Annotated in this window: 23 protein-coding genes and 1 riboswitch; of the genes, 20 read left to right on the top strand and 3 right to left on the bottom strand. The window is 38.1% G+C overall.

The features are described from left to right. The first annotated feature begins 41 nt into the window (after positions 1 to 41). From AC6IWN_RS15985 to AC6IWN_RS15935, 11 genes are all read left to right on the top strand, one after another. Positions 42 to 881, top strand: a complete 840-nt coding sequence (locus AC6IWN_RS15985) for a carbohydrate ABC transporter permease (RefSeq protein WP_497988676.1) — start codon at positions 42 to 44, stop codon at positions 879 to 881. Between the two features lie 5 nt (positions 882 to 886). Next, on the top strand, positions 887 to 1720 hold the full coding sequence (locus AC6IWN_RS15980; protein WP_497988674.1) for a carbohydrate ABC transporter permease: 834 nt from the start codon (positions 887 to 889) through the stop codon (positions 1718 to 1720). Next, positions 1707 to 2729 (top strand): efflux RND transporter periplasmic adaptor subunit, encoded by a 1023-nt coding sequence (locus tag AC6IWN_RS15975; RefSeq protein WP_497988673.1) that lies wholly within the window; start codon positions 1707 to 1709, stop codon positions 2727 to 2729. The genes AC6IWN_RS15980 and AC6IWN_RS15975 overlap by 14 nt, the downstream gene beginning before the upstream one ends. 5 nt (positions 2730 to 2734) lie before the next feature. Continuing rightward, positions 2735 to 4033, top strand: a complete 1299-nt coding sequence (locus AC6IWN_RS15970) for an ABC transporter substrate-binding protein (RefSeq protein ID WP_497988671.1) — start codon at positions 2735 to 2737, stop codon at positions 4031 to 4033. Between the two features lie 39 nt (positions 4034 to 4072). After that, positions 4073 to 5368, top strand: coding sequence for an ABC transporter substrate-binding protein (locus AC6IWN_RS15965; RefSeq protein WP_497988669.1), 1296 nt, complete (start codon positions 4073 to 4075; stop codon positions 5366 to 5368). Between the two features lie 39 nt (positions 5369 to 5407). Further along, positions 5408 to 6706: an ABC transporter substrate-binding protein gene (locus tag AC6IWN_RS15960; protein ID WP_497988667.1), complete on the top strand. Its 1299-nt coding sequence runs from the start codon at positions 5408 to 5410 to the stop codon at positions 6704 to 6706. 180 nt (positions 6707 to 6886) lie between these two features. Continuing rightward, positions 6887 to 7264: a BlaI/MecI/CopY family transcriptional regulator gene (locus AC6IWN_RS15955; RefSeq protein ID WP_497988665.1), complete on the top strand. Its 378-nt coding sequence runs from the start codon at positions 6887 to 6889 to the stop codon at positions 7262 to 7264. Between the two features lie 4 nt (positions 7265 to 7268). After that, positions 7269 to 9266 (top strand): M56 family metallopeptidase, encoded by a 1998-nt coding sequence (locus tag AC6IWN_RS15950; protein WP_497988663.1) that lies wholly within the window; start codon positions 7269 to 7271, stop codon positions 9264 to 9266. A 237-nt stretch (positions 9267 to 9503) separates the two neighbouring features. Next, positions 9504 to 11027 carry a hypothetical protein gene (locus AC6IWN_RS15945; protein ID WP_497988661.1) on the top strand — a complete coding sequence of 508 codons (1524 nt, stop codon included), beginning with the start codon at positions 9504 to 9506 and terminating at the stop codon, positions 11025 to 11027. Between the two features lie 16 nt (positions 11028 to 11043). Next, positions 11044 to 12264, top strand: a complete 1221-nt coding sequence (locus AC6IWN_RS15940; RefSeq protein WP_497988659.1) for an RCC1 domain-containing protein — start codon at positions 11044 to 11046, stop codon at positions 12262 to 12264. Between the two features lie 354 nt (positions 12265 to 12618). Next, a riboswitch (NiCo riboswitch) is annotated at positions 12619 to 12720 on the top strand. A gap of 109 nt (positions 12721 to 12829) precedes the next feature. Next, on the top strand, positions 12830 to 15355 hold the full coding sequence (locus AC6IWN_RS15935; RefSeq protein ID WP_497988657.1) for a cation-translocating P-type ATPase: 2526 nt from the start codon (positions 12830 to 12832) through the stop codon (positions 15353 to 15355). A 172-nt stretch (positions 15356 to 15527) separates the two neighbouring features. Here the strand turns inward: AC6IWN_RS15935 and AC6IWN_RS15930 are convergent, their stop codons facing one another. Next, positions 15528 to 16460 (bottom strand): ketopantoate reductase family protein, encoded by a 933-nt coding sequence (locus tag AC6IWN_RS15930; protein ID WP_497988655.1) that lies wholly within the window; start codon positions 16458 to 16460, stop codon positions 15528 to 15530. Positions 16461 to 16617: 157 nt separating this feature from the next. On the opposite strand from AC6IWN_RS15930, the gene AC6IWN_RS15925 reads away from it, so the two are divergent. The 3 genes from AC6IWN_RS15925 (at position 16618) to AC6IWN_RS15915 (ending at position 18918) form a co-directional block, all read left to right on the top strand. Further along, on the top strand, positions 16618 to 17172 hold the full coding sequence (locus tag AC6IWN_RS15925) for a TetR/AcrR family transcriptional regulator (protein ID WP_497988654.1): 555 nt from the start codon (positions 16618 to 16620) through the stop codon (positions 17170 to 17172). Between the two features lie 90 nt (positions 17173 to 17262). After that, positions 17263 to 18528 (top strand): DNA polymerase Y family protein, encoded by a 1266-nt coding sequence (locus AC6IWN_RS15920; protein WP_497988652.1) that lies wholly within the window; start codon positions 17263 to 17265, stop codon positions 18526 to 18528. A gap of 105 nt (positions 18529 to 18633) precedes the next feature. Beyond that, complete coding sequence (locus AC6IWN_RS15915; protein WP_497988650.1) at positions 18634 to 18918, top strand: hypothetical protein; 285 nt, start codon at positions 18634 to 18636, stop codon at positions 18916 to 18918. On the opposite strand, the gene AC6IWN_RS15910 is transcribed toward AC6IWN_RS15915, so the two are convergent. After that, entirely contained in the window at positions 18867 to 19622 is a 756-nt protein-coding gene (locus tag AC6IWN_RS15910; RefSeq protein ID WP_497988648.1) for a DNA-methyltransferase, read from the bottom strand. The two genes, AC6IWN_RS15915 and AC6IWN_RS15910, sit on opposite strands and share 52 nt — an antisense overlap. Positions 19623 to 20232: 610 nt before the next feature. On the opposite strand from AC6IWN_RS15910, the gene AC6IWN_RS15905 reads away from it, so the two are divergent. The 5 genes from AC6IWN_RS15905 to AC6IWN_RS15885 all read left to right on the top strand — a co-directional run bounded on the left by AC6IWN_RS15905 (position 20233) and on the right by AC6IWN_RS15885 (position 24119). Next, a complete protein-coding gene (locus AC6IWN_RS15905; protein ID WP_497988647.1) occupies positions 20233 to 21186 on the top strand; it encodes a PadR family transcriptional regulator in 954 nt (317 codons plus the stop codon). 22 nt (positions 21187 to 21208) lie between these two features. Further along, positions 21209 to 22048, top strand: coding sequence for an alpha/beta fold hydrolase (locus tag AC6IWN_RS15900; RefSeq protein WP_497988645.1), 840 nt, complete (start codon positions 21209 to 21211; stop codon positions 22046 to 22048). Between the two features lie 111 nt (positions 22049 to 22159). Next, entirely contained in the window at positions 22160 to 22471 is a 312-nt protein-coding gene (locus AC6IWN_RS15895; protein WP_497988643.1) for a winged helix-turn-helix transcriptional regulator, read from the top strand. Positions 22472 to 22726: 255 nt separating this feature from the next. Beyond that, a complete protein-coding gene (locus AC6IWN_RS15890; RefSeq protein ID WP_497988641.1) occupies positions 22727 to 23425 on the top strand; it encodes a pirin family protein in 699 nt (232 codons plus the stop codon). 94 nt (positions 23426 to 23519) lie between these two features. Next, positions 23520 to 24119 carry a nitroreductase family protein gene (locus AC6IWN_RS15885; protein WP_497988639.1) on the top strand — a complete coding sequence of 200 codons (600 nt, stop codon included), beginning with the start codon at positions 23520 to 23522 and terminating at the stop codon, positions 24117 to 24119. Positions 24120 to 24369: 250 nt separating this feature from the next. On the opposite strand, the gene hcp is transcribed toward AC6IWN_RS15885, so the two are convergent. Then, positions 24370 to 26007: a hydroxylamine reductase gene (gene hcp / locus AC6IWN_RS15880; RefSeq protein ID WP_497988637.1), complete on the bottom strand. Its 1638-nt coding sequence runs from the start codon at positions 26005 to 26007 to the stop codon at positions 24370 to 24372. A 246-nt stretch (positions 26008 to 26253) separates the two neighbouring features. Between hcp and AC6IWN_RS15875 the strand changes: the two genes are divergently transcribed. Next, positions 26254 to 26943 carry a Crp/Fnr family transcriptional regulator gene (locus AC6IWN_RS15875; protein WP_497988635.1) on the top strand — a complete coding sequence of 230 codons (690 nt, stop codon included), beginning with the start codon at positions 26254 to 26256 and terminating at the stop codon, positions 26941 to 26943. Positions 26944 to 27000: the final 57 nt, after the last annotated feature.

Here is a 27000-nt window from a genome sequence, read left to right as displayed (position 1 = left end):
CTGTCAAATTAATCAATTCATAGTTCGCGAGGTAAGTCGATATGAGAAAAAAATCGATATACATATTTCTTATCCCCAGCTTAATCGGGTTTTTAATATTCTTTCTGATTCCATTTGTGAGCAGCCTTTTTTATGCTTTTAATGATGAAGGAAGATTCAGTGTGTATAATTTTACCTATACGCTTCAGAATCAAGCGTTTCAACTGGCACTTAAGAACACACTGTTGTTCTTGCTGATATGTGTTCCGCTCAATCTGTTACTGCCTTTACTAATAGCGGTCGCCGTAAAAAGCATCGGAGAACAAAGTCGGTTATTCCGTCTAGCCTTTATCTCTCCGCTTGTGGTACCGGTGGCATCGGTGGCTATCTTTTGGTCCATTCTGTTTGCCCCTGGAGGAACGATAGGCCGTATCTTAGGCTTATTTGGAATTCCTAAGACGGATTTTCTACATAGCGGATGGGCAGTACTTATCGTTGCGCTTATTTATCTCTGGAAAAATCTTGGTTATATGATGGTGCTTTATCTTGCAGGGCTTAGTGAAGTTCCCACAAGCTATTATGAAGCTGCGTCGATGGACGGGGCCGGCGGAGTTCGAAAGTTTCGAAGTATTACGATACCATGTCTCTGGCCAACGATATTCTTCGTGTTAGTGTTATCCGTTGTCAACTGCTTCAAGATATTTCGTGATACCTATCTTATCACGGGTAATTATCCGGATGAAAGTGTCTACATGCTTCAGTACTATATGAATAATATGTTTCACAAAACGGATTATGGGCGACTGACTTCAGGGGCCTTTCTCATCACCGCAATTATTGTGATATTTCTGATTATTATGTTCCGACTAAACCGCAAGGCGCAGATACGGATCGGGAGGTGATTAACTTGAGAAGTAAACGCAAGAGAACGTTACTTATTGTTGTACTCACCGTGCTGGCTTTCTTTATGATATTCCCTATGGTGGTAACGGTGTTAGATTCCTTTCTTCCCGGTTGGGAGGCGGCGCAGTATACCGCAGAAAATACTTCGAATAAATCAATCAAACTAATTCCTAGCGAGGTTACACTGGAGCAATATAAACACGCATTGATTCAAGATAGTACATACTGGGATTACTTTTGGAATTCTGTATTATTAACGGTGTCGATAGTAATCGGTCAGGTTATCATAAGCGTGCTGGCTGCATATGCGTTCACGGTTATGAAGAACAGATGGAAGGAAGGGTTGTTCTTCCTCTATATCGTAGTGATGTTACTGCCGTTCCAGGTCACATTGGTTCCGGCTTATCTAACCGCAGATGCATTAGGCATCATTAATACTCATTTATCAATCATTCTACCCGGCATATTCTCGACATTCGGTGTCTTCTTGGTTCGGCAGCACATGGAACAAGTTCCAAAGAGTTATATTGAAGCGGCACAGATGGATGGCGCAGGGCATATGCGGGTCTTCTTACATATCATGCTTCCGCTTAGTAAGACCTCGGTGGTGGCACTGGCAATCCTTTGCTTCATTGATAACTGGAATATGGTGGAGCAGCCAATGATCTTCTTATCCGATACGAATAAATGGCCACTTTCATTATATTTCTCAAACTTTAACCAGTTCATAGAGATGGCTTTTGCCGCCGCAGTTGTATTTATGCTGCCGATGTTGCTGATATTCATGAACGGGGAAAAAAAATTAATGGAGGGGATTAAAACAAGTGGAATCAAATAGGAAGCCGATGAAAAAAATTCATATAATCACAATTATATTCGTCATACTCGTACTGCTACTGACCTTCTTTTCCAAAACACTATATAACCTAAACCTTCCGTCGGTCAGTTACACACAACCAAAACCGGGTGCACTTAAGAGGGTATTTAACTGTGAGTCATTAGCAGCAGCTAAAACAGAATATGATCTATATGCACCCTCCTCTCAAAAGGTAATGAAGGTACAGGTACGGGAAGGCGACTCTGTTAAGAAGGGACAAGTGCTTCTCCGTCTGGATACAGGCATACTAGAGAATGAGCTGTTACAGATAGAGTTAGAGAAACAACAAACCAAGGATGCAAAGCAAGGGCTTACTTCTAAAGCTTATCACCTTGCCCTATCTTCCGTGGAACATAGAATTAAAGCAAAGCAGGCTGAAATAGATGGTTCGGTCATCACCGCCCCGGCAGATTCTTATGTGACATCACTATCTGCAAAAGTCGGAATGACAGCCAATCCGGCGGAGCCACTTATGACATTAGGCTCAGTGAAGAACGGATTACAGGTGGCTCTAACGGTAAATCAGAAGCAGGCTACCTGGTTTTCAAAGGACGATAAATTAAATATATTCATTCCAATACTAAATCAAACCTATGATGGTTCTGTCAGCCGGATTAAGTCTGCCGGTGACGGCAACATGGTGGTGTTAGCCGATATCAGTGACTCTTCGGGAGCAGTCCATGCAGGTCAACTGGCGGAAGTTAGCTTTACAAAGATGTCGGGTGATTACCTCTCTCTTGTTCCGTTAAGCGCATTGCACAGTGACGGAGATCGGAATTACATATTCAAGATTGAAACAGTCCAGGGTGCCCTTGGTGATGAATACCGACTTTACAAAATCTATGTCAGGGTGTTGGATCAGGATGATACGAACGCTGCTTTGGAAGGAGAGATAGATCCCAGTGACCGAATTGTAACGGGGAGCGACAAAGAACTCTACGGTGGACGTGTTAAGTTGAGAGAGGAATAAATGGTATGAAACGATGTAAGCTCTTATCCATACTTATCGCATGTAGTTTGTTGTGGAGCGGCTGCTCCACGGGAAGTAGTCACACAAATGACAAGGAATTACCGAAAGAGGATCATGCGAAGGAAATCACGATTGAGGTACGTGACTATGGTTCAAATTTTTATGTGAATGCTGCTAAAAAGTTTGAAAAAGAAACCGGAATCAAGGTAAATGTTATCAATGATTTTAAGGGAGAATCGAGTGAAGAATTGCATGCAAATGTGGAACGAATCGAAGCAGAATTAATGGCGGGCAAAGGCGCGGATCTTTACGCGAACACATATCTTGATTATGTTAGTATTGGCAAAAATGAGCATCTGTGCAATCTTGCAAACTGGATAGCGGATGAGCCTGAATTTTCAAACGACGCATACTATATGAATATATTGAAGTCCGGGTTTGCTAAGGGTGATGTGTATTCGGTGCCTCTATTTATGATGTGCTCGGCACTAGGTTCAACGATAGAAGTATCGAAACTAGATGGGAAAAGTTTAAATTGGGAAGATTTCTTCAACTACACTAAAGCTATAAAGAGAAGCGATGTTTTGTATGGTATGACTGATCATGAAATATTCAAAAGACGCTTTAAAGAAAGAGAGGATTCCTTTGTCAATGAGGTGAATAAGACACAAAAACTCAATTCTCCGGATATGGTAAAGATTCTGGAGCAGTGTAAGGAATGGAGCAGAGAGGGACTATGTATCTCGTATGATGCAGAAAATTTTACAGAGCTTTGGGAGAAAGCGTTCTTTAAAGAATATGGGGCTGGGGATATGGATTTGCTTACATACTTTCGGTTTGATAACCCCTATTTGAATGATGAACCATATTTTTATGACATACCATCCGATTCCGGAAAGAACAATAAAGCAAATAAAGTATCACCAAATGACATCATATGTATTAATGGAGCCACTCCATATAAGGCAACTGCTTGGAAGTTCATTAAGTTTTTACTTAGAGAGGACATACAGGCCACCGGCATGCTTACGCCGATCAACCGAAAAGCCGCCGATAAGCTTATTCACAAGCGTTTAAATGAAACCATAAGTTACTTTGGATTGAAGGTTGATGCGAATAAGATCATCAAAGAAGGTGAAGCAATTTTAGACGGAGTCGATCAGGTGTCAGATAATATCTATAAGACTGATACTGAAAAAATTGTTTTCGAAGAAGCCAAGCGATTTTTTAAAAGTGAAATCACTGCAGATACAGCGGCAAAAAATATGGAGAACCGGGTAGGGTTATACTTTAAAGAACAATAAAGATCGAGGTCTTGTTAAGTTGAGGGAGGTATAAATGGTATGAAACGATGTAAGCTCTTATCCATACTCATCGCATGCAGCCTATTGCTGAGTAGTTGTTCCTCGGGCAGCGGGCAAGATCATGACAAGGAATTACCCAAAGAGGATCATGCGAAGGAAATCACCATAGAGGTTCGTGATGCTACAAGTTTTTATATGAATGCGGCCAATAAATTTGAAGAAGAAACTGGTGTAAAGGTAAACGTTATTAATGACTATAAAGAACAATCTTATAATATTGAGCCGGCAACCATTGAAAGAATCCAAGCCGAATTGATGGCGGGCAAGGGTGTGGATCTTTATGCGAACACAAGTCTAGACTATGTAAAAATCGGGAAAAACAAGCATCTGTGCAATCTCGCGAATTGGATAGCGGAGGAACCCGGTTTTTCGGACAATGCATATTATATGAATATATTAAAGTCAGGATTTGCTGAGGGTGATATGTATTCAGTCCCTCTTTTTATGAATTTTACATCTTTGTGCTCAACCATTGAAGTACCAGAGCTTAAAGGGAAAAGCTTAAGCTGGGAAGATTTCATTGCGCTCACCCAAGGAATAAAGAGAAACGGTATATTGTATGGCATATCAGATCAGTTACTATTTATACGACGATTCAACGATACATATAAACATTTTATCAATGTAAAAAACAAGACACAAAATCTTGATTCACCGGATATGATAAAGTTGTTGGAGCAATGCAAAGAATGGAGCAGAGAGGGTCTCTGTGTCCCTGGTGATGCAGAAAATTTTACAGAACTTTACGACAAATCTTTCTTCAAAGATAATTTCGGGAGAGATATGGATAGGCTAGTAAACTTCCGTTTTAATGACCCAAATTTAGATAATGAACCATATTTTTATGACATGCCGTCTGATTCCGGTAAACATGATAAATCGAACATGATCTGTCCAATGGATCTTATATGTATCAACGCCGCCAGTCCATATAAGGGAACCGCATGGAAGTTTGTCAAGTTCCTACTTAGAGAAGATGTTCAGGCAACAGGGCTTTGTACTCCGGTCAACCGGAAAGCTGCCACCAAACATGTAAAAAAGAGTTTGGATAAAACAATAAGTTACTATAAATTAAAGGTTGATGGAAATAAGATAATCAAAGAAAGCGAAGCAATTCTGAATGATGTCAATCAGAATTCAATGAATATTTACCCATCGGATATTGAAAAAATAGTTATAGAAGAGGCTAAACGGTTTTTTGAAAATGAAATCACTGCAGAAGCTGCGGTCAAAAACATGGCGGATCGAGCTAGGTTATATTTAAAAGAACAATAGAGGTGGGAGGCATATTATGTCATTGGAGGAATAAATAATATGAAACGAGTTAAGCTCTTATCCATACTTATGGTATGTATTTTCGTAATGAGTGGCTGTTCTTCAGGAAGTAATCACGCTAATGACAAGGGTTTACCCAAAGAGGATCATGTGAAGGAAATAACAATAGAAGTGCAAGATTATAATACAAATTTTTATATAAATGCAGCCAAAAAGTTTGAAGAAGAAACTGGTGTAAAGGTAAACGTTATTAATGACTATAAAGGACAATCTAGGGAAGATTTATATGCAATCACTGAAAGAATTCAGGCGGAATTGATGGCGGGTAAGGGTGCTGATCTTTATGCGAATGCTAATCTCGACTATGTAGGTATCGGAAAAAACAAGCATCTGTGCAATCTAGCGAACTGGATTGACGATGAACCAAGTATTTCAAACGATATATACTATATGAATATATTGAAATCCGGATTTAATGAGGGCGATGTGTACTCTATTCCGCTTTTCATGGATTTTGTTGCTTTGAATTCAACCATCGAAGTACCTGGGCTTGAGGGGAAAAGCTTTGACTGGGAAGAGTTCATGGAATTCAGTAAAGGAATAAAAAGAAACGGTGTTTTATATGCAATTACCGATCAGATGCTTTTTGACCGGCGCTTCTTAGAAAAATACAATCAATATATCGACGAAAAAAACAAGATGCAAAATCTTGATTCGTCGGATATGGTAAAGCTGTTGGAGCAATGCAAGGAATGGAGTAAAGAGGGTCTCTGCATCCCATGTGAAGCAGAAAATTTTGCAGAACTTGCAAACAAAGCTATCTTCATAGATGGTGGGGGTAGCGATATGGATAGGCTTGTAAACTTCCGGTTTAATAACCCCAATATGAAAAATCAGAATTATTTTTATGACATACCATCAGATTCTGGGGAAAATGATAAATCAAACAAGGTGTTGCCGTCAGACATTATCTGTATCAACGCGGCCAGCCCATATAAGGGAACTGCCTGGAAGTTTGTTAAATTCTTGTTAAGAGAAGATATTCAAGGCACAGGCTTTTTTACTCCCGTTAACCGAAATGCTGCCGATAAGCATGTAAAGAAGTATCTAGATGATATCAAAAGTTACTACAAATTAAAGTTTGATGTGAATAGGATAATCAAAGAAAGTAAAGCAATTCTAGACTCGATCGATGAAGGCTCAGATAATGCAAATAAAACTGAAATTGAAAGTATTATATTAAAAGAATCCAAACGTTTTTTCACAAATGAAATCACTGCAGAAGCTGCAGCAAAAAATATGGCAGATCGTGTTAAACTTTACTTTAAAGAACAATAATTTGATATCGCGCTTACGATAAAGCTCTCCCTTGGTAGAATGATTATAACAACCGGATGAGAGGTTTTTATTTTATATAGAGAAAAATACATGAAAGTAAATGCATATATTGGTTGACATTTCCATAATATGTCTGATATAATCGTACTACAATGTAATACGATTAAGCGGGAGGCGTATATGCAAGTACATAATGTTAGTTTAACTGATTCCGAATGGAGTATCATGGAATGTCTCTGGGACGAGGCTCCAAAGACCGTAATGCAATTAGTAAACCTACAAAAGGAGCGAGTTGGGTGGGCGAAAAGCACAACAACAACTACGGTAAGTAGAATGGAAGCCAAAGGGCTGATCTATTATGAAAATGGTATAAAAGCGAGGTTATACTTCCCTAATGTAAATCGTGAGGCAGCGGTAATCGATGAAACAACTAATTTCTTAAATAAGGTTTATCGAGGTAGTGTGGGGATGATGATGAGCACAATGATAGAACGCTCAAAGTTAAGTGAAGATGATATCAGGGAGTTGTATGATATTATAAAGAAAGCGGAGGAATAGGTTTATGAGAGAAATCATTATTTCATCATCATTTTTAATTCTTTTAATTATTCTTCTTCGTGTAATACTTAAAGGTAAAATAAGTCTACGTCTTCAATATGCTTTATGGCTGTTGGTACTTGTCCGCCTATTGGTTCCGATTACTTTCTCATATACCTCCTACAGTGTAATCAATATTGTAGACAAATCCCGGATGTTGGTCGAAAGTTATATGAATGGCGGGGAAAATAAGAATGAATTTGAATCAAATGTTGAAGTCAAAGGCAATCAATCCAATCAGAATACGGATAATGCAAGAGTAAGTCAAGATAGAAAAACAACGGTGACTAATCAAACGGGTAGTAATGTCATGAACAAGAACTCAGACATGATTGCAAATGCAGAGCGGAAACCGTGGTCTGTCTCACTCGTGCTTACATGGATTTGGATTATGGGGATGATTATAGTTGGAGGATGCATGATTGTTAGCAACCTTGTATTTTATATTCGTCTTAAAAAAGCAAGAAAAATCTATGAAATACAACAGGGTAAACCTCCGATCTATATAATTGAAACACTTGCATCGCCATGCTTAATTGGTGTCGTACGGCCAGCAATTTATCTTACACCTAACGTTGTGGCGGATAATACGATGCTTGAGTTTGCATTAACCCATGAGCGGACACATTATGCCCATATCGATCATATTTGGTCTTTCTGTCGGATGGTATGCCTCATAATTCATTGGTATAATCCGCTTGTCTGGTTTGCGGCTGCATTATCGAAAAGGGATGCAGAGTTAGCTTGTGACGAAGGTACGATTCGTAAGTTAGGTGAAGAACATCGCCTGGAATATGCAAGATCATTAATTGATATGATAACGATGCAAAGTAAACCAAAAGATTTGCTAAGTCTGGCGATGACCATGGGTTCCGGAAAAAGAAGCATAAAAGAGAGAATATTATATGTCGCTAAAAAACCTAAAAAGAAGCTGATACCGATGTCTGTATTAGTTATTGCGGTCGTAATATCAGGGGCCGGATGTGCGTTCACAGGAGCCAAGCTAGAGGCGAGTGGCAAAGGAGCAACACCTAACGGGGCATCAACATCAGTGAATCCTTTATCTAAAACATCAGTCGTTCCAACATCAAAGGGAATACCAACTAAGACAATTCCATCACCCACGATCACTCCTGCTCCAAAGGGTGATAAAAAAGTAGAAGATAATAACGAGAATAGCTCAACTCAAAAAATTTATACTCAGCTAAAAGGGAACTATTATTATAAAATAAAAGAGAATAAACTCTTCCTCTCATATGATGGGATATCCTATATCAACACGAAGATAGAGATACCTCAAAATATTAGCACCGAATTTAATCAGGATAATGTATTTGTTAGTAAAGATATTACTGCTGTTGTTATCGCAAAAGGTACCACAGCGGATATCTATGTAAGTAAGGATATGTGTAAAACATGGTCAAAGACCACATTGCATTCCAAAGAAAAAGACCCATTTATTACAGCAACGAATTATAATTCACCAACCTTTTTTTATAGTGCATTTATCGGTTTTAGCACTAATTCAAACGGTTGGATTGCTTTTGGCGGAGATGTAGGGATGGGTAGTCAAAACAATTTTATATTCCAAACAAGGGATGGTGGAAAAACCTGGAATGAGGTTCGTAATTCCAGTAACGTCTATGCTCGTGTTCTCACAGGAGCTTATTATACAAAACCAGATACAGGGTTCCTATGTTTTCGATATGATATGTCTGCACATGGACCAATTTATTCTACATCGGATGGGGGGAAAACCTGGAGGGAGATATTGATAAAATACCCAAGCAAATTTGATAAAGTAGGACTAACCCCTGCCTCACCAAGATTTATTGGAAAATACGGTGTCATTCCTATGTGTAGTACGGACTACACTGATTATAATAGTATTGTATTCTATCTGTATACTAAGGATGGAGGGAAAAGTTGGAACAATAGGATACCGAGTAAAAAGCAGATGTAGATGATTTGCAATGTTTTAAAATAGATATATCAAGCTAGTCAAAATTGAGATAAAACATGGTATTATATGCTTTTATCTCAATTTATTTTATGGATGTTATTAAACACATATTATCTCAATATATTTTAACTTAAAGCAGAGGCTATTGAGACAAGCATGATTATTGACACAATTATCCATTTGAGTTATTATACTCTATATAGGTGTATCATTGAAATTACATACAAAGGAGATATTATGAAGTTAAAAAAGTTATCAGTAATAATTTTAGTTATATTTAGTATTTTATTTAATGCAACGATTTCTGTATATGCAAATGCAGATGATAGTATTAGTTTAACAGCATTAAATTCCTTTAATCAGGGACAAGATGATACTATTATTACAATTAATGGTAAGGGATATGATGCTCAAGATTTTATGAATCGCGTTCTTGATTATACAATTGAATCCGATCCAATTAAAACTATGAAAACGGACAAAGAATCAAAAATTAATTTTGAATATAATAAATCGAGACAGAGAGTGAAAAAAATTACAGATAAAGGAATTACTAACTATAAATATGATGAGTTTTCTAACTTGAGAACAGAAATATTACCGAATAAAAATCATATTGAATATTCGTATAAAATTGTAAATAATAATAATGTTGCTGAAAGTATATACTATCAAAATAATATATATTATTATATTATTAACGATGATGGAATAATTACAGGGTTGCTTGATAAAGATAATCAGATTGTATGCGAATATTTATATGATAATAATGGAATAACAAAACATATATATGAGATTAGAGGAAAAAAGAAAATAGAACATTATGATAATTCTGGAGATGTTTTTGTTGGTTGTGTGAATTCTCTTCGATATGATAGTAAATGTTATGATATTGAAACGAGCATGTTCAGTTTAGATACAGGAAGCTATTATGATACCAAGACAAATGAAGTGGTTGGTAGTAATTGCCATGTTGATATGGAAGGGCTTTTTGGCGATCAATTTCAAACATTAAGTAAACAGCAAAGCCAATCAAACACAGTTGTGGCATTAAGCATACCTACATCATTTCAACAACAACTTATCTATAATGCTACTCAAAAATATAATGATACGTTAGATGAAAATACAGGATCATATACAGGGACTACATGGTATACGAAATTTAGTGGTTCATCAATGCAGTATAAATTAGCAGCTCGAATTATCTATGCAGAAAATAATTATACTTCTACTTCAGGCTCAGATATGGATAATGCTCTAAAATATAATAGACAAGGTATCGCTTGGGAAATAACGAATAGGTTACTTGAGGATAATTATAGGTATGATAAAGGGAAAGGTTTGTTTTTTTCCAGTACAACAGCACCATCCTTATATTCTGTACTTACTAAAAGTGGTGCGTTCTCTTCATTAAGCGGTAGTAATGCGAAAGGGGCCATGAGTACTTCAAATAGAGCATATCAGCAAGCTTTCTTACTTGCCTGTTTGATTAGTGTATCCTCGGGTTTTGATCAATGGGATGCTGTAGTTCCTAGGCCTACTGGGGTTACTTCTCAATGTTACAATAAAGGTGCTTTATCTGGAACATCAACCCCAAATTCTAAATGGAAAAATGTGAAATTTCCAGGTTTCTCAACAAATTATACGGGTAAAGATAATTATAAAGCCTTTTCATTCTACGATTCCATTGGAAAGTTTAATATACTACATTCTTACAATACTGAATCCTTATACATTGATTCGGCTTATTATTAAAAAGGAGATGAAACCAATGTTTAGATTTAATAAATTAAAATATATCCTTATAATTAGCGCAGTCTGCTTACTTGGAGGTTGCAACTCCATGGTTCAGGACAATAATACGGGGACAACTAGTTCGTTAAGTAATATGACGGTCACAGAAAAACCTGAATTAACCGAAGCAAAAGATCTGGTGGACGGTGCAAAGAGTGATGAAGTAAAACTTAAGGAAGCAATTGTCCTTATTAAGGACAAAAAATATCCCCAAGCAATTGGAGTGTTATCTGGAATTAAGGATAATAAGCAGGCAGAAGATTTGCTTGAGCAACTTCGCTATATTATTTCTGGCTCATACATTGGGAATTTAAATGCTGGCGTTGCTGCTATCGATAAAAACGGAAAAGTAAAAATAATAGTTGATACTGATAATTTTAAATATTACCAGTATGGAGAAGTTTCCCATTGGAAAAATATAAAGGGTCTTTCTTATGCACAAGACAGGTTGGATGCATTAGACAAAAATGGTGTCATCCACTCAACAAGGGATACGGATCCTCAATTTAGATATATTGCGGATAAATTGAAAACGTATACTGATTTATCTGCAATAGCTACCGATTATGATAATTATGTTCTATTATCGAAAGAGGGTAAAATCTATGTACAGTCGTCAAAGATTAATGACGGACAAAAGTTTTTTCAAGATCATAGTTCGAAATGGAAGGATGTTATAGATGTCATAACAGGGCAATTAAGAATTGGTGCATTAAAAAAGGATGGTACGGTATATATTGCTGACTTTAATAAAGTAGATAACCCTAAATATGGTGATCTGTATGATGAAGTTGGTACTTGGACGGATATTGCTTCTGTTTCAGCTGATGTGGTAGGTTCTATCGCAGGGCTTAAATACAACGGAACCGTTGTTGTATCTTCATCCAATATGAAAGGCATTGTTACCCATGATACTTTTGATGTATCTGGCTGGAATGATATCATTGCTATTTCAAAAAGCAATAGCACGTTGTTAGGACTTAAGCGTGATGGAACCGTAGTTGCTACCGGTAACAATAAAAATAAGCAATTAGAGGTATCTGGCTGGAAAGATATTGTAGCAATTGCAGCGGGGGATTGGATTACCATTGGATTAAAATCAGATGGTACGCTTGTAGTTGCAGGCAAAACAGAGGATGGCATCACGCCTGATGTATCCGGTATTAATCAGCTGTATGTGCCTAAAGTTAAATATTAAGAATAAATTACTTAAAAAAATATAATTATAAAAAGATCAACCAGTAAAGCTTTTAGCTTAAGATTTCTCAATGCGAAAGAATTACTGAGTGATCTTTTTTGTTAAGTGACATTAAAGTTTGGAAAATTCGATAAGTATTTATAGCCCTTCTTGCGCTCGCAAAATGTTAATATACAATAGAGTTTATTGTTCCATAGGCATTATGACGAATGCAAAAAGGGTTGAACTTTAATAATAAATCGAATATAATATATTTGAGTTGATATGAAACTCAGTTGCAATGTCAGCATATAATGATATTGCAAAACAATCTCTTTGCACTGCATTACATTTCGAATCAGAAATGCGAGATCAACAGTACAAACTGAGCAGGCGATGAACCTTGGTATTAAGGTCATGGGGCCGGGCCATTAGCATGGCAACAGATTGTAGTTTATACACATCTGTGGGACAGTAGTATGTTCCATTGGTGTGTTTTTTTATACCCATAGGAACAAATAACGTTGTATGGAGTGCCATAGAGCTATCAGACAATTGCCAAAAAGGCAAGAAGGAGGTAACTTTTATGACAGATTACAAAATGAACCTAAGGGGATTAAGTTCAACAGAAGCTGAAAAATTACAGGACAGGTACGGGAAAAATGAACTGGTGCAACAAAAACAGGGAAGCTTTATTAACAAGGTGCTCCATATTCTAAGTGAGCCCATGTTTTTGCTTTTGATTGTTGCAGCAGTTATTTATTTTGTTCTGGGGGAGCCTAGAGACGGTGCCATTATGCTTATCTTTGTGATAGGAATTATCAGCATTGATGTGATTCAAGAATGGAAAACAGACAAAACATTGAATGCATTAAAAGATTTATCAGCACCACACGTAACAGTAATACGTGATGGGAATGAGATATTGATTGCCAGCGTGAATCTGGTGCCGGGTGATCTCATGATGATTCATGAAGGAGTAAAAATTCCTGCCGATGGTATTATTGTAAAGTGCAATGATCTTTGCATTGATGAATCTTCCTTAACCGGTGAGGCAGCAGGGGTATGGAAAGAGGTCACGAATGAGGAGGAATCAACAGACGATTACTGGAGAAAAGATTATTGTTATGCCGGTACTTTGGTAACACAGGGAACAGCAACGGTATTGGTGGATAAGATTGGTGTATCAACGGAATATGGAAAAATAGGTGTAGATGTTGCGTCGGCGCCTGATGAAGATACACCCCTTCAAAAACAAACCGGTAGTCTGGTAAAAGTATGTGCCGGAGTAGCGGCGGTATTATTTTCTTTGGTTGGAGTATTTACGTATTTTAATATCCCAGATCATGCATTTGCTCCAAGAATTATTGAAAGTATTTTATCAGGAATAACTCTGGCAATGGCGATGATACCGGAAGAATTCCCTGTAATATTAACCGTATTTTTATCTATGGGTGCATGGAGATTAGCAAAAAAGAAGTCACTAGTTCGAAAGCTTCCCTCCGTTGAAACACTGGGAGCCGTATCCGTGCTCTGCGTGGATAAAACGGGTACGATTACGATGAATCAGATGTCTGTTCAGGAGATTTGGGCATTAAGGGAGGATAGCCATGCACTGATAGAAACGATGGGACTTGGCTGTGAGACAGATACCTATGACCCAATGGAAGTAGCGATGTTAAGCTACTGCAAAGACAAAGGAATCTGTAAAGATGACTTGTTTCAGGGTGAGCTGATTACAGAGTATGCATTTACAAATGAATTAAAGATGATGGGGCATGTTTGGAGAAGGAATGGTGAAATCGTGGTGGCGGCAAAAGGTTCACCCGAGCGCATCCTATCGATCTGTGATCTTGAGAATAAGGACAGGGAGATTACGGAGAAGAAGATATCTGATATGTCGATGGAAGGACTTCGTGTGATAGCGGTAGCTACAATGAAGCCAAAGAGTGAAGAGAATATACCAACCCAAATCACGGACTGTACACTTACCCTTCTTGGTTTGGTTGGACTCGCAGATCCGCCAAGGGAAAGTGTGAAGAAGGATATTGCAATATGCAACAAAGCAGGAATTCGTGTTGTAATGATTACCGGCGACAATGGTATTACCGCGTCTTCTATTGCAAAGAAAATCGGCATGCCAAATAGCGATCACATTATAACCGGTGATATGCTAAATGAGATGAGTGATGAGGAACTTCGTGAAAGAGTGAAAGACGTAAGCATATTTTCACGGGTAATTCCGGAACATAAAATGCGAATTGTTAAAGCGTTTAAAGAAAATGGTGAGATTGTAGCCATGACCGGTGATGGAGTAAATGATGCACCTGCCTTAAAATACGCTGATATCGGTATAGCAATGGGAAAACGAGGCAGTGAGGTTGCAAGAGAAGCGGCAGATTTAATCTTGATGGATGATAATTTCACAACCATAGTTGAAACAGTGAAGGATGGAAGAAGAATTTATGATAATATTCGAAAAGCGGTAGGCTATGTTTTTACAATTCATATTCCGATTGCATTTGCATCGCTATTAGCACCAATGTTAGGCATTGCACCGGTCGCAATATTTTTACTTCCTTTGCATGTTGTACTTTTGGAATTGATCATTGATCCCACCTGTTCCATCGTATTGGAGCGACAACCTGCTGAGGCAGATATTATGAATAGAAAACCACGTTGTTCCAGAGAGAAGTTATTGTGCCCCAGTCTGTTTATAAAAAGTATCATTCAAGGACTCGTTATCTTTGGAGCATCATTTGGAACATATTTAATGCTGCTAAATAATAATGCAGAAAATGCACCAACTGCCAGAGCCATGGGACTTGTTATTATCATGTTATCTAACCTGTTCTTAGTTCAGGTCAATAGTTCAAATCATGATTTTGTGTTTCAATCAATCGGACGACTGTTGAAAGATAAGGTTATGTGGGCAGTGAATATTTTCACCATCCTAGGTATCCTTGTTATATTATATACTCCGATATGCCATTTTCTAAAGTTTAAACCACTAACTGCTATGCAATTTCTAGCAGCAGTTGTTATCGCTGGGGTTGCGGTGCTTTGGTATGAGGTTGTTAAATGGGTTAACAAATGGAGAGGGCTAAAATAGTTGGGATTGCTCGGTAGAATATACAAAGAATAAATGGTTTATATGATGATTAGTGTCAATAAAGTTTGAAATAAAAGTAGCAAAGAACAAGGCGCGGAAAACATAGCTTTCCGTGCCTTACCATTCTACGATAGGAGGTCTTTTCGTCATTGTCCTTTTTTCTTGAATCTGTTCATTGTTGCGTAATTAAGCTTTCTACATCGTAAAGCCGTGGTGCCTTTATTCCGTACTTTCTGGCATCTGTAATAACTTCCTGCACAGCATAGCCGACTTTATAGTGGTTATGCTCCATAAGCGCATAGGGCATGCTTTTCGGTGAAAAAATAACGTGACTCATAAGAAATCCAACAACTCTCGGCGGTAGGCCGCTCAACACTTTTGTCAAAATATCTAGTTTTGAGCCTTTTGCTTTCAAAACGGGGATCATTTCTTTTAAGTTACGGCCTAATCCATCGAGCGCCTCGCGTGAAGAAGTTACTTTTGCAAAACTGCCGCTTTTTAATACTTCGACTTCCGTTGCAGCATTGAACGCGAAGTGATTCCAAAGCCAACTTTTTACGTCCTTTTGAATCATTATCTTGAAGCCTGCCTGGGCAAAAAGCTTACGAACCTCTAAATCCCTTTTGGTAGGTTCGGATTCAAATGTTCCAAACTGAACCATCTTGTAAAGCCCGCCATAAAGAGTGTTTCCTTCAAATCCGCCGCCAGCACCGGGGAAGCCATAAACAATTTGACTGCGAGGAATCGGCTGAACGGCGATTTGAGGATTCTGCCAGAAGTTACAGAAAAAAAGGACTGTTGCATTTCCAACGCGTGGTGCCAGGTACTTTACCGCACTTGATACCTGTTCGGGGTTGATGCTCATTAAAATAAGGTCATAGTCGTGATTTTTCTTTATCTCTTCGTGCATAACAATAGGCCATTTTTCTTTGACTATCCGGTCCTTTTTGCTTCGTCTTGTATCCCATATTTCTAAGTTTACATGTGAGCCATATTGCTCCTTCCTACCTTCACGGACATAAAACTCAACGGTGTGACCAGCATTTTCAAAAGCCCAAGCGTATTGCGTTCCTATCACACCGCGGCCAAATATTAGTATTTTCATAAGGTATCCTCCATAATTATCACGTGTTGACTTTTCAACACGTGTTTGATATCTTGAGTATATAGTTTATGGAGAGAATTTCAATAGTTACAATTGTTCCAACTGTTGAAAACTCAACACATAGCGCTATTTTGTTAAATATCTGGAGGAGAACGCAGTGGATAGAAGAATAAAAAAAACAAGAAAGTTGATTATGGATACTTTCATCGACCTGTTGGCCGAAAAAGGATTTGAGAAAATAACCATTGGTGAGATTGCCGAACGCGCAAACATAAACCGAGGGACTGTTTATCTACATTACGTGGATAAATTCGACTTGCTTGACAAGTGCATAGAAACATATGTTGAGCTGCTACTAAATCACTGTGCCGATAGTACTGACACCAATCTAAACCCAGCCGCATTTCAGAGCGTATTTGAATATTTGGAGAAAAATTTTACAATATACAAATTGCTTCTTAGTAATGAGGGATTCGGATTTTTCCGCAGCCGCTTATATGATATCATTGCACAAACGGTAACAGAAGTTATCGGTATAAAGCCAGAAAACAACGCATCTTCAAATGGGGTAACCACTCATTTTTTGACTTCTGGCTTTATTGGAGTATTGGAATGGTGGATCAATAATTCTATGCCCTGCGGTGTGCAGGAAATTACTGACCAACTTTTGTCTTTGCTAGAACCATACACCAAACACCTTGTATCACGCTAGCCTAATATTGATTGGATAAAATGTCAAAATGTTCTGCCTTTACATCGAACATAAGTTCTGGTATAATTTCTTTAAAAGGAGAACATATGTATGGATAAAATCATATTTCATATCGATGTGAACTCGGCTTTCCTTAGTTGGGAGGCTGTTTATCGACTGCATATCCTTGGAGAAAAAACGGATTTACGTGATATACCTTCAGCGGTTGGAGGAGATGTAAAGAAGAGGCATGGTATTATTTTGGCGAAATCTACGCCTGCGAAAAAGTATGGCATAAGGACAGGAGATACCATTAATGATGCGTTGCGGCTTTGCCCTGAGCTAGTGCTGGTATCACCGCATTATGATCTTTATGATTCCAGCTCCAAGGCATTTATGGAGATACTAGGGGAGTTTTCTCCCTGCGTGGAACAGTACTCTGTTGATGAAGCATACTGTGATATGACAGGAACGATTGGTTTATATGGTTCTGCGGTAGTAGCAGCTAATCTGATAAAGGATCGAATTGCAAATGAATTGGGATTTACGGTGAACGTTGGGATATCTTCTAATAAGTTGCTGGCCAAGATGGCATCGGATTTTAAAAAACCAAATCTTGTGCATACGTTATTTCCGGAGGAGATGGAAGCGAAGATGTGGAAGCTTCCGGTGGAGGAGCTATTCTATGTAGGCCACGCCACGAAGCGGAAGCTACATGCACTAGGAATTCATACGATCGGCGAACTTGCTAAGACGGATCTGAATGTACTACGCGCGCATTTTAAAAAATACGGAGAAGTAATCTATGCCTTTGCTAACGGAATGGATGTATCCGTGGTGTCAGACGAAGCTCCGCTGAATAAGGGCTATGGCAATTCCACTACCATAGCCTTTGACGTGGATCAATCGGGACCTGCGAAGATGGTATTGCTATCATTGGCTGAAACAGTAGGGGCAAGACTGCGGGCAGATTCCGCGATGATAACCGTAGTGGCAGTAAGTGTTGTTGACTCCGAGTTTCGTCATGCTTCCCATCAGATGACATTGTTTAGCCCAACCAATACCACGAATGAGATTCACCTCGCGGCATGCCGTCTATTTGACGAACTTTGGGATGGTTCGCCCATTCGAAATCTTGGTATCCACACAAGCAAGGTTATTCGGGGGAATACAGAACGACAGATGAATTTATTCGACATGAATCGATATGAGCGTTTATCCAAGTTGGATCAGGCGGTGGATCAGGTGAGGGACAAATACGGTCACGATGCTATATTGAGGGCCACCTTTCTTAATAACCCGATTTATCACATGACCGGTGGTATCCCGCCTGAAAAGCGGAAACCAAGTAATTACGGCGCTGGGATTAAGGAATAGAATACCACTCCACAAGTCCCCTTCACAAAGTTCCCTTTGTTGATATTCATGTTCACAAAATATCCTTTTGTAGCGGTATCTTAATTCGTAGATTGGAGGTCATCCATGTTTCATATGCCTGTGGATGTTATTGCAACCTTTAATGTGCAAGGCAACATAAAACCAAACTATATTCGTCTGGAAGATGAAAGACATGTGCTTCAGACCTATAAGATTGAGAACATTGTGTACAGCAAGGAGGAGAAATTCGCCGGCGTGCCGGTAATGCTCTTTTGCTGTAATATACGTTCCGGAGACATCCTACAAATGATAAATATCAAATACCACATCAAAACACATCAATGGGTTTTGGCCAATGGGGTTGAAATAGGCAGCGGGGCGACTTCTTGAAGTCGCCTTTTTGCTGCTTCATAATAATGCTCATCAATCTCAATTCCGATGAAACGGCGGTTTAGCATTCTGGCGGCAACGCCTGTTGAACCTACGCCCATGAATAAATCAAGAACAAGATCCTCTTCCTTGCTCGCTATCTGAATAATCTGCTTTAACACCGACACAGGTTTTTGGGTTGGGTGTTTGGGAGTTTTTAAACGTTCCCGTCCGCAACAGATGGGAGCTTCTATAAAGTTATGCATTTCATTCTGCTTGGAGAAATTCCAGGTATGTCTTTTGTTCCACATACACACAATAAGTTCACAGCTGTTTAAGAAAGAAGATTTACGAATATTCGGTATTGGATTCGTTTTATGCCATACCATGAATTGAAAGGTATCGAACTCACTGTCGAAGACGGCATGCCATTTGCCAAGTAGGTTATAACTGGTAAATATGAAGATATTACCGGTAGGGGAAAGAACTCGCTTAAACTCTTCTAAAAAATCAGAGGGTTCTAAATCAGTCAAATCCCATTCTGCGACATCATTGTTAATATCGCTGCGCCAGTCAAATTTCATATTACCGGTAGAATATTTCGCAAGATTATAGGGTGGATCACAGAGAATCAATTCAATACTACCGTCCGGTATTAGCTTTAGTTTTTCCATGCAATCGCCCTTCATTAGTAGATACTGATCGATACTGCTAACATCAATCATAAGTGAACCTCCCTAAGGTGAACATACTTATGGTATAGTAAACTGAATATGTATAATATTTACAATTTGACCCAACTTATTATAGCATGGATCACTAAGACATAGGTAAAAAACCATAGCCAATGTTTCGACAGAAAGGTACGAAGCATTGGCTAAATTATTAACTCATATAGGGTGTTTGGATTAATATATAAATAAATAGTTATTGACTTATTTTGTACCATATGTTATTAATAACATATGGTACATTAATAAATATGGTACATTAATAAATGTAGAACATTAATAAATATAGTACATTAATAAACATGGTAGTAATCAGTGTAAAAAGTAATGTAGTAAGTTGTGTGAATTATTGAAAAACATAATTCCAACATTGAAGTTTATACTTGTGAAATCCCTCTATAAACTAACGAAAAGGGTAGTCATGTATTATTAGTGTGATAAAGTGTTTGAGAAAAATTAGATAATTAATAATTTTTCAAATAATAGGAGCAGATTGGATTGTTAGTGTAACGATAAGATATCAAACTTTTAATAGCAAAGAGAATATAAAATTTACTGATAAGGAAGTTCGAATTTATTCGAACATAAGAAGGAGGAATAGAATATGTCATTAAATCATGTAATACTAGGACTTTTAAAGCGGGAATCAATGACCGGATATGATATGAAAAAAATAATTCAAAACACACCATTCATGTATTGGTCAGGCAACAACAATCAGATTTATAAAGCATTTGTGGAGTTGCTAAATGAAGGTTATGTTACAAAAGAGGTAGAGCATCAAGAAGGAGCTCCTTCTAAAAATATCTATACGATTACCGGTGATGGGTTGAGTGAGTTTCATAACTGGCTGATATCTGCTACCGATGCCCCTGCGATTAAGAAACAGTTTTTAATCAAGCTGGCATTAGCGAATCAGTTAGAGCATGGTGAGCTCCAAGCAATGTTAAATTCTTACGAAGAGGAAATTAAGTTGCAGGCTATTGTGGCGGAACGGGAGTATGATAAGTGTTATTTTGCGGGAAGCAAGGATTCCAGGAATCAATTGTTTGGTGATTTGATTCGTGAGAATATCCTATCCTTTTATAGCGCCGAGCTGGTGTGGCTTCAAAAGTTAAAGGAATATGTGGCGGCTCTTCCAATGGAAGAAAAGAGGATGAAAGAAACGATAGCGGACAAAGAAAGTGAAGAGGTGAAGGAAAATATGCAATATCAAGTAAAAGAAAATAAAGGAAAGCGTTATCTATATCTTACCGGAAGTGACGCTCTGATTAATCAGGAGCAGGATGCGAATGATATCATATCGCTATGTTGGGAAAATGACGTAAATGCGGTTATATTGGAGGGGGAGATCCTATCGGAGGATTTCATAAGATTAAGAACAGGACTTGCCGGAGCGGTCATTCAAAAATTAACGAACTACAATATAAAAGCTGCAATTACGATAAAAGAGGGTCAGAAATTCCCGGAACGCTTTCAGGAAATGTCCTCCGAATACAGTAAGGGAAGTACTTTTCGAATATTTACAAATATGGAGGATGCTATAAGCTGGTTATAAATAAGAATGAGAGGATAAGATAATGAATACTTTGGCATACAAAACAGCAGAAGGAAAGGAAATGGTATTTCGTGCATATGACACCTTTCTTTCTAAAATGAGAATACCGTACGAAGAAAACTATGTAGATACACGCTTTGGGAAGGCTTTTGTTATTGCAGCAGGAAAAAAGGATGCACCGCCCTTGGTGCTGCTACACGGAAGTGCAATGAATTCGGTGATGTGGGTTAGGGATATGGAGCAATATAGTGAATCTTATAGAGTTTATGCAGTGGATTTGCAGGGTGAACCGGGAAAGAGTGATGAGAAGCAGCTTTCTTTTCATGGACATGATTTCGACCATTGGCTATGTGATGTATTTACAGGACTGGAGATTAAGAAAGCTGATATTGTAGGAATTTCATTGGGTGCATGGCTCGCTTTGAAATTTGCAATCGCAAATCCGGACAAAGTAAATAAGCTGATTCTACTTTGCCCGGCTGGAGTTGGAACACAAAGAACATCCTTTGCATTTCGAGCTTTATTTCATGCACTATTCGGGAAAAAGGGGATAGAACGTTTATATTGTAAAGTTAACGGAGGGAAACCGATACCCCAGGAGATGATGGAGTATCAAAATCTCTTAGGAAAGAATTTTAATTATAGAAAGGAAGTTATTCCGCTCTTTACGGATGAGGAATTAAAGCAGCTGCAAATACCTACAGCAGTATTCGTTGGAGGGAAGGATGTAATGCTACACTCACTTGAGACAGTAGAGCGATTTAAAAAACTTGCACCAAGTGTACAGGTAAATTTATTGAAAGATGCAGGACATACATTAATCGGACTTACGGATGATATATTAGCTTTTATAAAATCGTGAGTAGGAGGCAGTTAGTCGCTGCCTCCTACATTTAACTATTTTTACTATATTTAAATTACCCACTTACTTTTATTAAGTAGATATGATATAATAACAGCAGAGGTGATGACAATGGAGAATTTTCAATTATGTCCTAAATTCGAGGCAGCCTTTGAGCTTCTAGGAAAAAGATGGACCGGACTAATTATAAGAACTTTAATGAGTGGTAAAAAGCGCTTCTCGGATATTGTAGAAGTAATTCCTAATATGAGTGCTCGTATGCTTACGGAGAGATTTAAGGAGTTGGAGAACGAAGGTATTATAATCAGAAAAGTGTACCCGGAAACCCCAGTACGTATAGAATATGAGCTAACGGAAAAAGGATTGGCGTTACAATCCGTTATGGATGAAGTTCAAAAGTGGGCTGAAAAGTGGAACAGCTAATAGCTGTTCCATTTTTCAGCCCTAATCTAGGTTGTGGTTCAGCCCCGATATAGGTGAAGGAATGAGTTCAATAAATACTCTGATAAAAATTTTCACACACCTATTGACTTATTAAAATAGTTGTGTTTTAATATAGTTACAAAGTTACTTTTAGTAATTAAGTTATTAATATATTTCAGATAACTTTATATAAGTTATAATTCGATAATAATTTTAATCAAGTGACATCAAGATATAGGAAAGGAGAAAAATATATTGATTAAGAAAATAGATAATCAAAACATGGGTAATAGTAATCTAGGTTGGTTAAAAAGTAAGTTTCACTTTTCTTTCGCTGATTATTATAACCCGGCTAATTTAAACTTTGGTGTACTGAGAGTTATCAATGATGATTTAATAGAACCCGGTACCGGATTTGATACTCACCCACACAAAGATATGGAGATTATAACCTACGTAATTAATGGAGAGCTTACTCATGCAGATAGCATGGGCAATAAAAATACAATCACCCGTGGTCATGTTCAATACATGAGTGCAGGAACTGGAGTATTCCATAGTGAGCATAACTTGGGAAGTGAGATATTAAGATTATTGCAAATATGGATTTATCCGGATCAGCGTGATTACAATCCCAATTATGGAGATTACCGATTTGCCTGGGAAGATCGACACAACCAATGGCTGGCTATGGTATCAAATAAATCCGGTGATGCACCAATCAAAATCAATCAGGATATCAATATATACTCACTCGAGCTGGAGGAAGGGAAGGAGATTGCATTTCCCATCAAGGTAGGTAGACAGGGGTATTTGGTACAAATAGAAGGAAGTTCAATAATCAATAATATAGAGTTGAAGGATCAAGATGCGATGGAAATTGTATCGGAGGACATTTTGATTAAAGCGGTTAAAACGTCACATATTTTGATTTTAGAGATGAATAAATTATAATTTTATTTCATAAATGAAATTAATAGTATTTAATATTATTAGTATTAAAGATAACTACCAATTAACATTTTATCAATTTTAAGGAGGAATATATATGAGTAAGAACTTATTTTCTGCAGTTGCAGACAGACGATCCTATTATGGAATTAGTAAAGAAAGCGTTGTTTCTGACGAACGTATTAAAGAAATTATTGATCATGCGGTAAAATATACCCCATCCGCTTTTAACTCTCAAAGTACAAGAGTTGTCCTATTATTGGGAGATCATCATGATAAGTTATGGGATATTGCAATGGATGCATTAAGAAAGATTGTACCTGCTGAATACTTTGCAGATACTGAAAACAAAATCAACTCCTTTAAGAGCGGCTATGGAACTGTATTATATTTTGAGGATAATTCAGTGGTTGAGGGTCTTCAACAGCAGTTCGCTCTATACAAAGATAACTTCCCTGTGTGGTCACAGCACTCCAATGCGATGCACCAGTATGTAATATGGACAGCACTGGAAGCAGAAGGGTTCGGAGCTTCCTTGCAACACTATGGTGAGTTGATTGATGGAGATGTAAAAGCAGAATGGAACATACCAAGTAATTGGAAGTTTGTAGCACAGATGCCGTTTGGCAAGCCAGTTGCTGAACCGGCAGAGAAGGAGTTCTTGCCTCTCGAAGGTCGTGTGAAAGTATTCAAATAATTCTATGTGCATGTCAGTATGCATAATAAAGGTATTGATAAGAAATGCGAATCAAAATTCCTAAGCAACACGCTCCCGCTTGTATGAAGTACGTAGTGGTGCATAAGGTCATAAAACACATGACCTAAGCACCAACGACTTCATACAGTTGCTTCAGAATATATACAAAGAACGAACCGGAAAACCACTAGTGGTCTTTCCGGTTCGTTCTTCTTGTTTTGGGGAACAATTTAAGGGGAATATGTTTTAATTATTCTAAAAATAATTTGATGTCATCTTCTACGGAGCCGATACCTGCAATACCGAAGGTTTCAACAAGAACCTTTGCAACATTCGGGGAAAGGAATGCCGGCAAAGTAGGTCCTAAGTGAATGTTCTTTACTCCTAAGTGAAGGAGGGCAAGAAGAACGATCACGGCCTTTTGCTCATACCATGCGATGTTGAAGGCGATAGGAAGTTCGTTGATGTCTTCGAGGGCGAAAACTTCCTTTAATTTGAGTGCGATTACTGCTAGGGAATAGGAGTCGTTACACTGACCTGCATCCAATACTCTCGGAATACCACCGATATCTCCAAGCTCAAGTTTGTTGTATTTATATTTTGCACAGCCTGCAGTCAGAATTACTGTATCCTGAGGAAGAGCTTTTGCAAAATCAGTGTAGTAGTTTCTGGATTTTTGACGTCCGTCACAACCAGCCATTACGAAGAATTTCTTGATTGCGCCGGTCTTAACTGCGTCAACAACCTTATCAGCAAGTGCAAGTACCTGATTGTGTGCGAAACCACCAATGATTTCACCCTCTTCGATCTGAATCGGAGCAGCACAGGTCTTTGCTAATTCAATAATTTGAGAGAAGTCCTTGCGACCATTCTCATCTTTTTCTATATGTGCACAGCCAGCTACACCGGTAGCGCCTGTTGTGAATAATCTATCTTTATAAGAAGGAGCTGGAGGAACAACACAGTTTGTTGTCATTAAGATAGGACCGTTGAAGCTCTCGAATTCTTCCTTCTGTTTCCACCATGCATTACCATAGTTGCCAACGAAGTTGGAGTATTTCTTAAATGCAGGATAGTAGTGAGCCGGAAGCATCTCGGAGTGTGTATATACATCAACGCCTGTGCCCTGTGTCTGCTCAAGAAGCTGCTCTAAATCCTTTAAGTCATGACCGGAGATTAAGATACCAGGATTGGATCTAACACCGATATTAACTTTAGTAATTTCAGGATTGCCGTAGGTTCCGGTATTTGCAGCATCAAGAAGAGCCATACCGTCTACACCGAATTTACCGGTTTCAAGTGTAAGAGCTACTAATGCATCTGCGTTTAAGGTATCATCTAAAGTTGCAGCAAGAGCTCTCTGCATAAATGCACTTACTTCTTCGCTGTCAAATTTTAATTCGTTTGCATGCTTTAAGTAAGCAGCTAAGCCCTTTAATCCGTATATAATCAATTCTCTAAGGCTTCTGACATCTTCATTCTCAGTAGCAAGAACACCGACTACGCCAGCCTTTGCTTCTAATTCTTCACGGGTAGTTGCAGACCATAAAGCAGCATCGGATAATTTATTTAAATCTGCTACCTTGTTCAACAAATCCTTCTTAATGTTTAATGTTTCAAATACTCTCTGGAAGAATATTTCATCATCGAAATTGGCATTTGTAATTGTAGTAAATAAATTGATAGTGATATAGTGATTTACTTCTGCATCAATAACCTCACCCTGAGCACGAAGAGCAGTGGTTACCTCGCTTAAGCCCTTGGTTGTATATACTAATAAGTCTTGCATTTTTGCTAAAGCAGGTGATTTACCACAAACACCAAATTGTGTACAGCCTGTGCAGCCCGCTGTCTCTTGACATTGATAACAAAACATTTTGTTCTCCATTATTAAATCTCCTTTAAATTTTTATATTTACTTAATTGTTTGACTTCGTGATTACAAGATGAGTATAATACAGGTAGAAAAAGAAAAGTGTAGCTGTGGCTACAAATATAAAAAACTGTTATTGATTTATGAATAATTATTTCTGGGAACTGTTTAAGCCTTCGTGAACTGTCTTTGTGTGCATAAATTGAAGTAGGTTGGACATTTCACAATTATCTGTAATCGGCTTATAAGAAAGGAGTTTGTATGGAGAGATATTATCCAGTGTTAAATAAATGTCCGCTGTTTCGTAATATTGGAGACGTAGAGTTTGGAAGTCTTATGAATTGTCTGGGCGCACAGGTGAAGCATTACAATGAGGAGGAATATATCTTCTTATCCGGTGATCAGGTTAATCACATCGGTATCGTGTTCACGGGAGCACTCGAGATCATGAAGGAGAATTTGGCGGGGAACAAACATATCTTAGCTATTGTCGGACCTGCGGATATGTTTGGAGAAGGAATTGTGTGTACTGCAAAGAGAATCTCCCCGGTCACTGTAAGAGTTAAAGAAGAAGCGGATGTGATGTTCATTCCCTATGAGAGAATGATAAAATCCTGCGGAAACACCTGTAATTTCCATCTCAGTTTGATTCAGAATATGATGGTTATACTTGGAGAGAAGAACGTTATTTTGAATCGCAAACTGGAGCTGTTGACATTAAAGGGAATGAGGGAAAAACTAGTGAGCTATTTGCTCAGCGTGTCAGCGGAGCGAAACAGCGTGATGTTTCAAATTAACCTGAACAGAACGGATTTGGCTGATTATCTAAATGTATCCCGTACCTCCATGTGCAGGGAGTTGGCCAGAATGAAGGAGGAAGGGTTGCTGGACTTCTATGGGAATAGCTTTAAGATAATGGACAAACGTCGTATGGAAGAATGTCTGGAGTGATTAGAATTCCAAAATAAAGGTCGGAAAAATGCTACGTTGTGCGGATTTGTACGACAA

This window comes from Variimorphobacter sp. HTMS_6 (genome assembly GCF_059717775.1).
This window is presented reverse-complemented; position numbering and strand designations above follow the sequence as displayed.

What these genes read in the sequence shown, in the direction of transcription:
- AC6IWN_RS15985 (WP_497988676.1), top strand. Translation starts at nt 42, where the DNA reads ATGAGAAAAAAATCGATATACATATTTCTTATCCCCAGCTTAATCGGG.
- AC6IWN_RS15970 (WP_497988671.1), top strand. Translation starts at nt 2,735, where the DNA reads ATGAAACGATGTAAGCTCTTATCCATACTTATCGCATGTAGTTTGTTG.
- AC6IWN_RS15965 (WP_497988669.1), top strand. Translation starts at nt 4,073, where the DNA reads ATGAAACGATGTAAGCTCTTATCCATACTCATCGCATGCAGCCTATTG.
- AC6IWN_RS15960 (WP_497988667.1), top strand. Translation starts at nt 5,408, where the DNA reads ATGAAACGAGTTAAGCTCTTATCCATACTTATGGTATGTATTTTCGTA.
- AC6IWN_RS15955 (WP_497988665.1), top strand. Translation starts at nt 6,887, where the DNA reads ATGCAAGTACATAATGTTAGTTTAACTGATTCCGAATGGAGTATCATG.
- AC6IWN_RS15950 (WP_497988663.1), top strand. Translation starts at nt 7,269, where the DNA reads ATGAGAGAAATCATTATTTCATCATCATTTTTAATTCTTTTAATTATT.
- AC6IWN_RS15945 (WP_497988661.1), top strand. Translation starts at nt 9,504, where the DNA reads ATGAAGTTAAAAAAGTTATCAGTAATAATTTTAGTTATATTTAGTATT.
- AC6IWN_RS15940 (WP_497988659.1), top strand. Translation starts at nt 11,044, where the DNA reads ATGTTTAGATTTAATAAATTAAAATATATCCTTATAATTAGCGCAGTC.
- AC6IWN_RS15935 (WP_497988657.1), top strand. Translation starts at nt 12,830, where the DNA reads ATGACAGATTACAAAATGAACCTAAGGGGATTAAGTTCAACAGAAGCT.
- AC6IWN_RS15930 (WP_497988655.1), bottom strand. Translation starts at nt 16,460, where the DNA reads ATGAAAATACTAATATTTGGCCGCGGTGTGATAGGAACGCAATACGCT.
- AC6IWN_RS15920 (WP_497988652.1), top strand. Translation starts at nt 17,263, where the DNA reads ATGGATAAAATCATATTTCATATCGATGTGAACTCGGCTTTCCTTAGT.
- AC6IWN_RS15915 (WP_497988650.1), top strand. Translation starts at nt 18,634, where the DNA reads ATGTTTCATATGCCTGTGGATGTTATTGCAACCTTTAATGTGCAAGGC.
- AC6IWN_RS15910 (WP_497988648.1), bottom strand. Translation starts at nt 19,622, where the DNA reads ATGATTGATGTTAGCAGTATCGATCAGTATCTACTAATGAAGGGCGAT.
- AC6IWN_RS15905 (WP_497988647.1), top strand. Translation starts at nt 20,233, where the DNA reads ATGTCATTAAATCATGTAATACTAGGACTTTTAAAGCGGGAATCAATG.
- AC6IWN_RS15900 (WP_497988645.1), top strand. Translation starts at nt 21,209, where the DNA reads ATGAATACTTTGGCATACAAAACAGCAGAAGGAAAGGAAATGGTATTT.
- AC6IWN_RS15895 (WP_497988643.1), top strand. Translation starts at nt 22,160, where the DNA reads ATGGAGAATTTTCAATTATGTCCTAAATTCGAGGCAGCCTTTGAGCTT.
- AC6IWN_RS15885 (WP_497988639.1), top strand. Translation starts at nt 23,520, where the DNA reads ATGAGTAAGAACTTATTTTCTGCAGTTGCAGACAGACGATCCTATTAT.
- hcp (WP_497988637.1), bottom strand. Translation starts at nt 26,007, where the DNA reads ATGGAGAACAAAATGTTTTGTTATCAATGTCAAGAGACAGCGGGCTGC.
- AC6IWN_RS15875 (WP_497988635.1), top strand. Translation starts at nt 26,254, where the DNA reads ATGGAGAGATATTATCCAGTGTTAAATAAATGTCCGCTGTTTCGTAAT.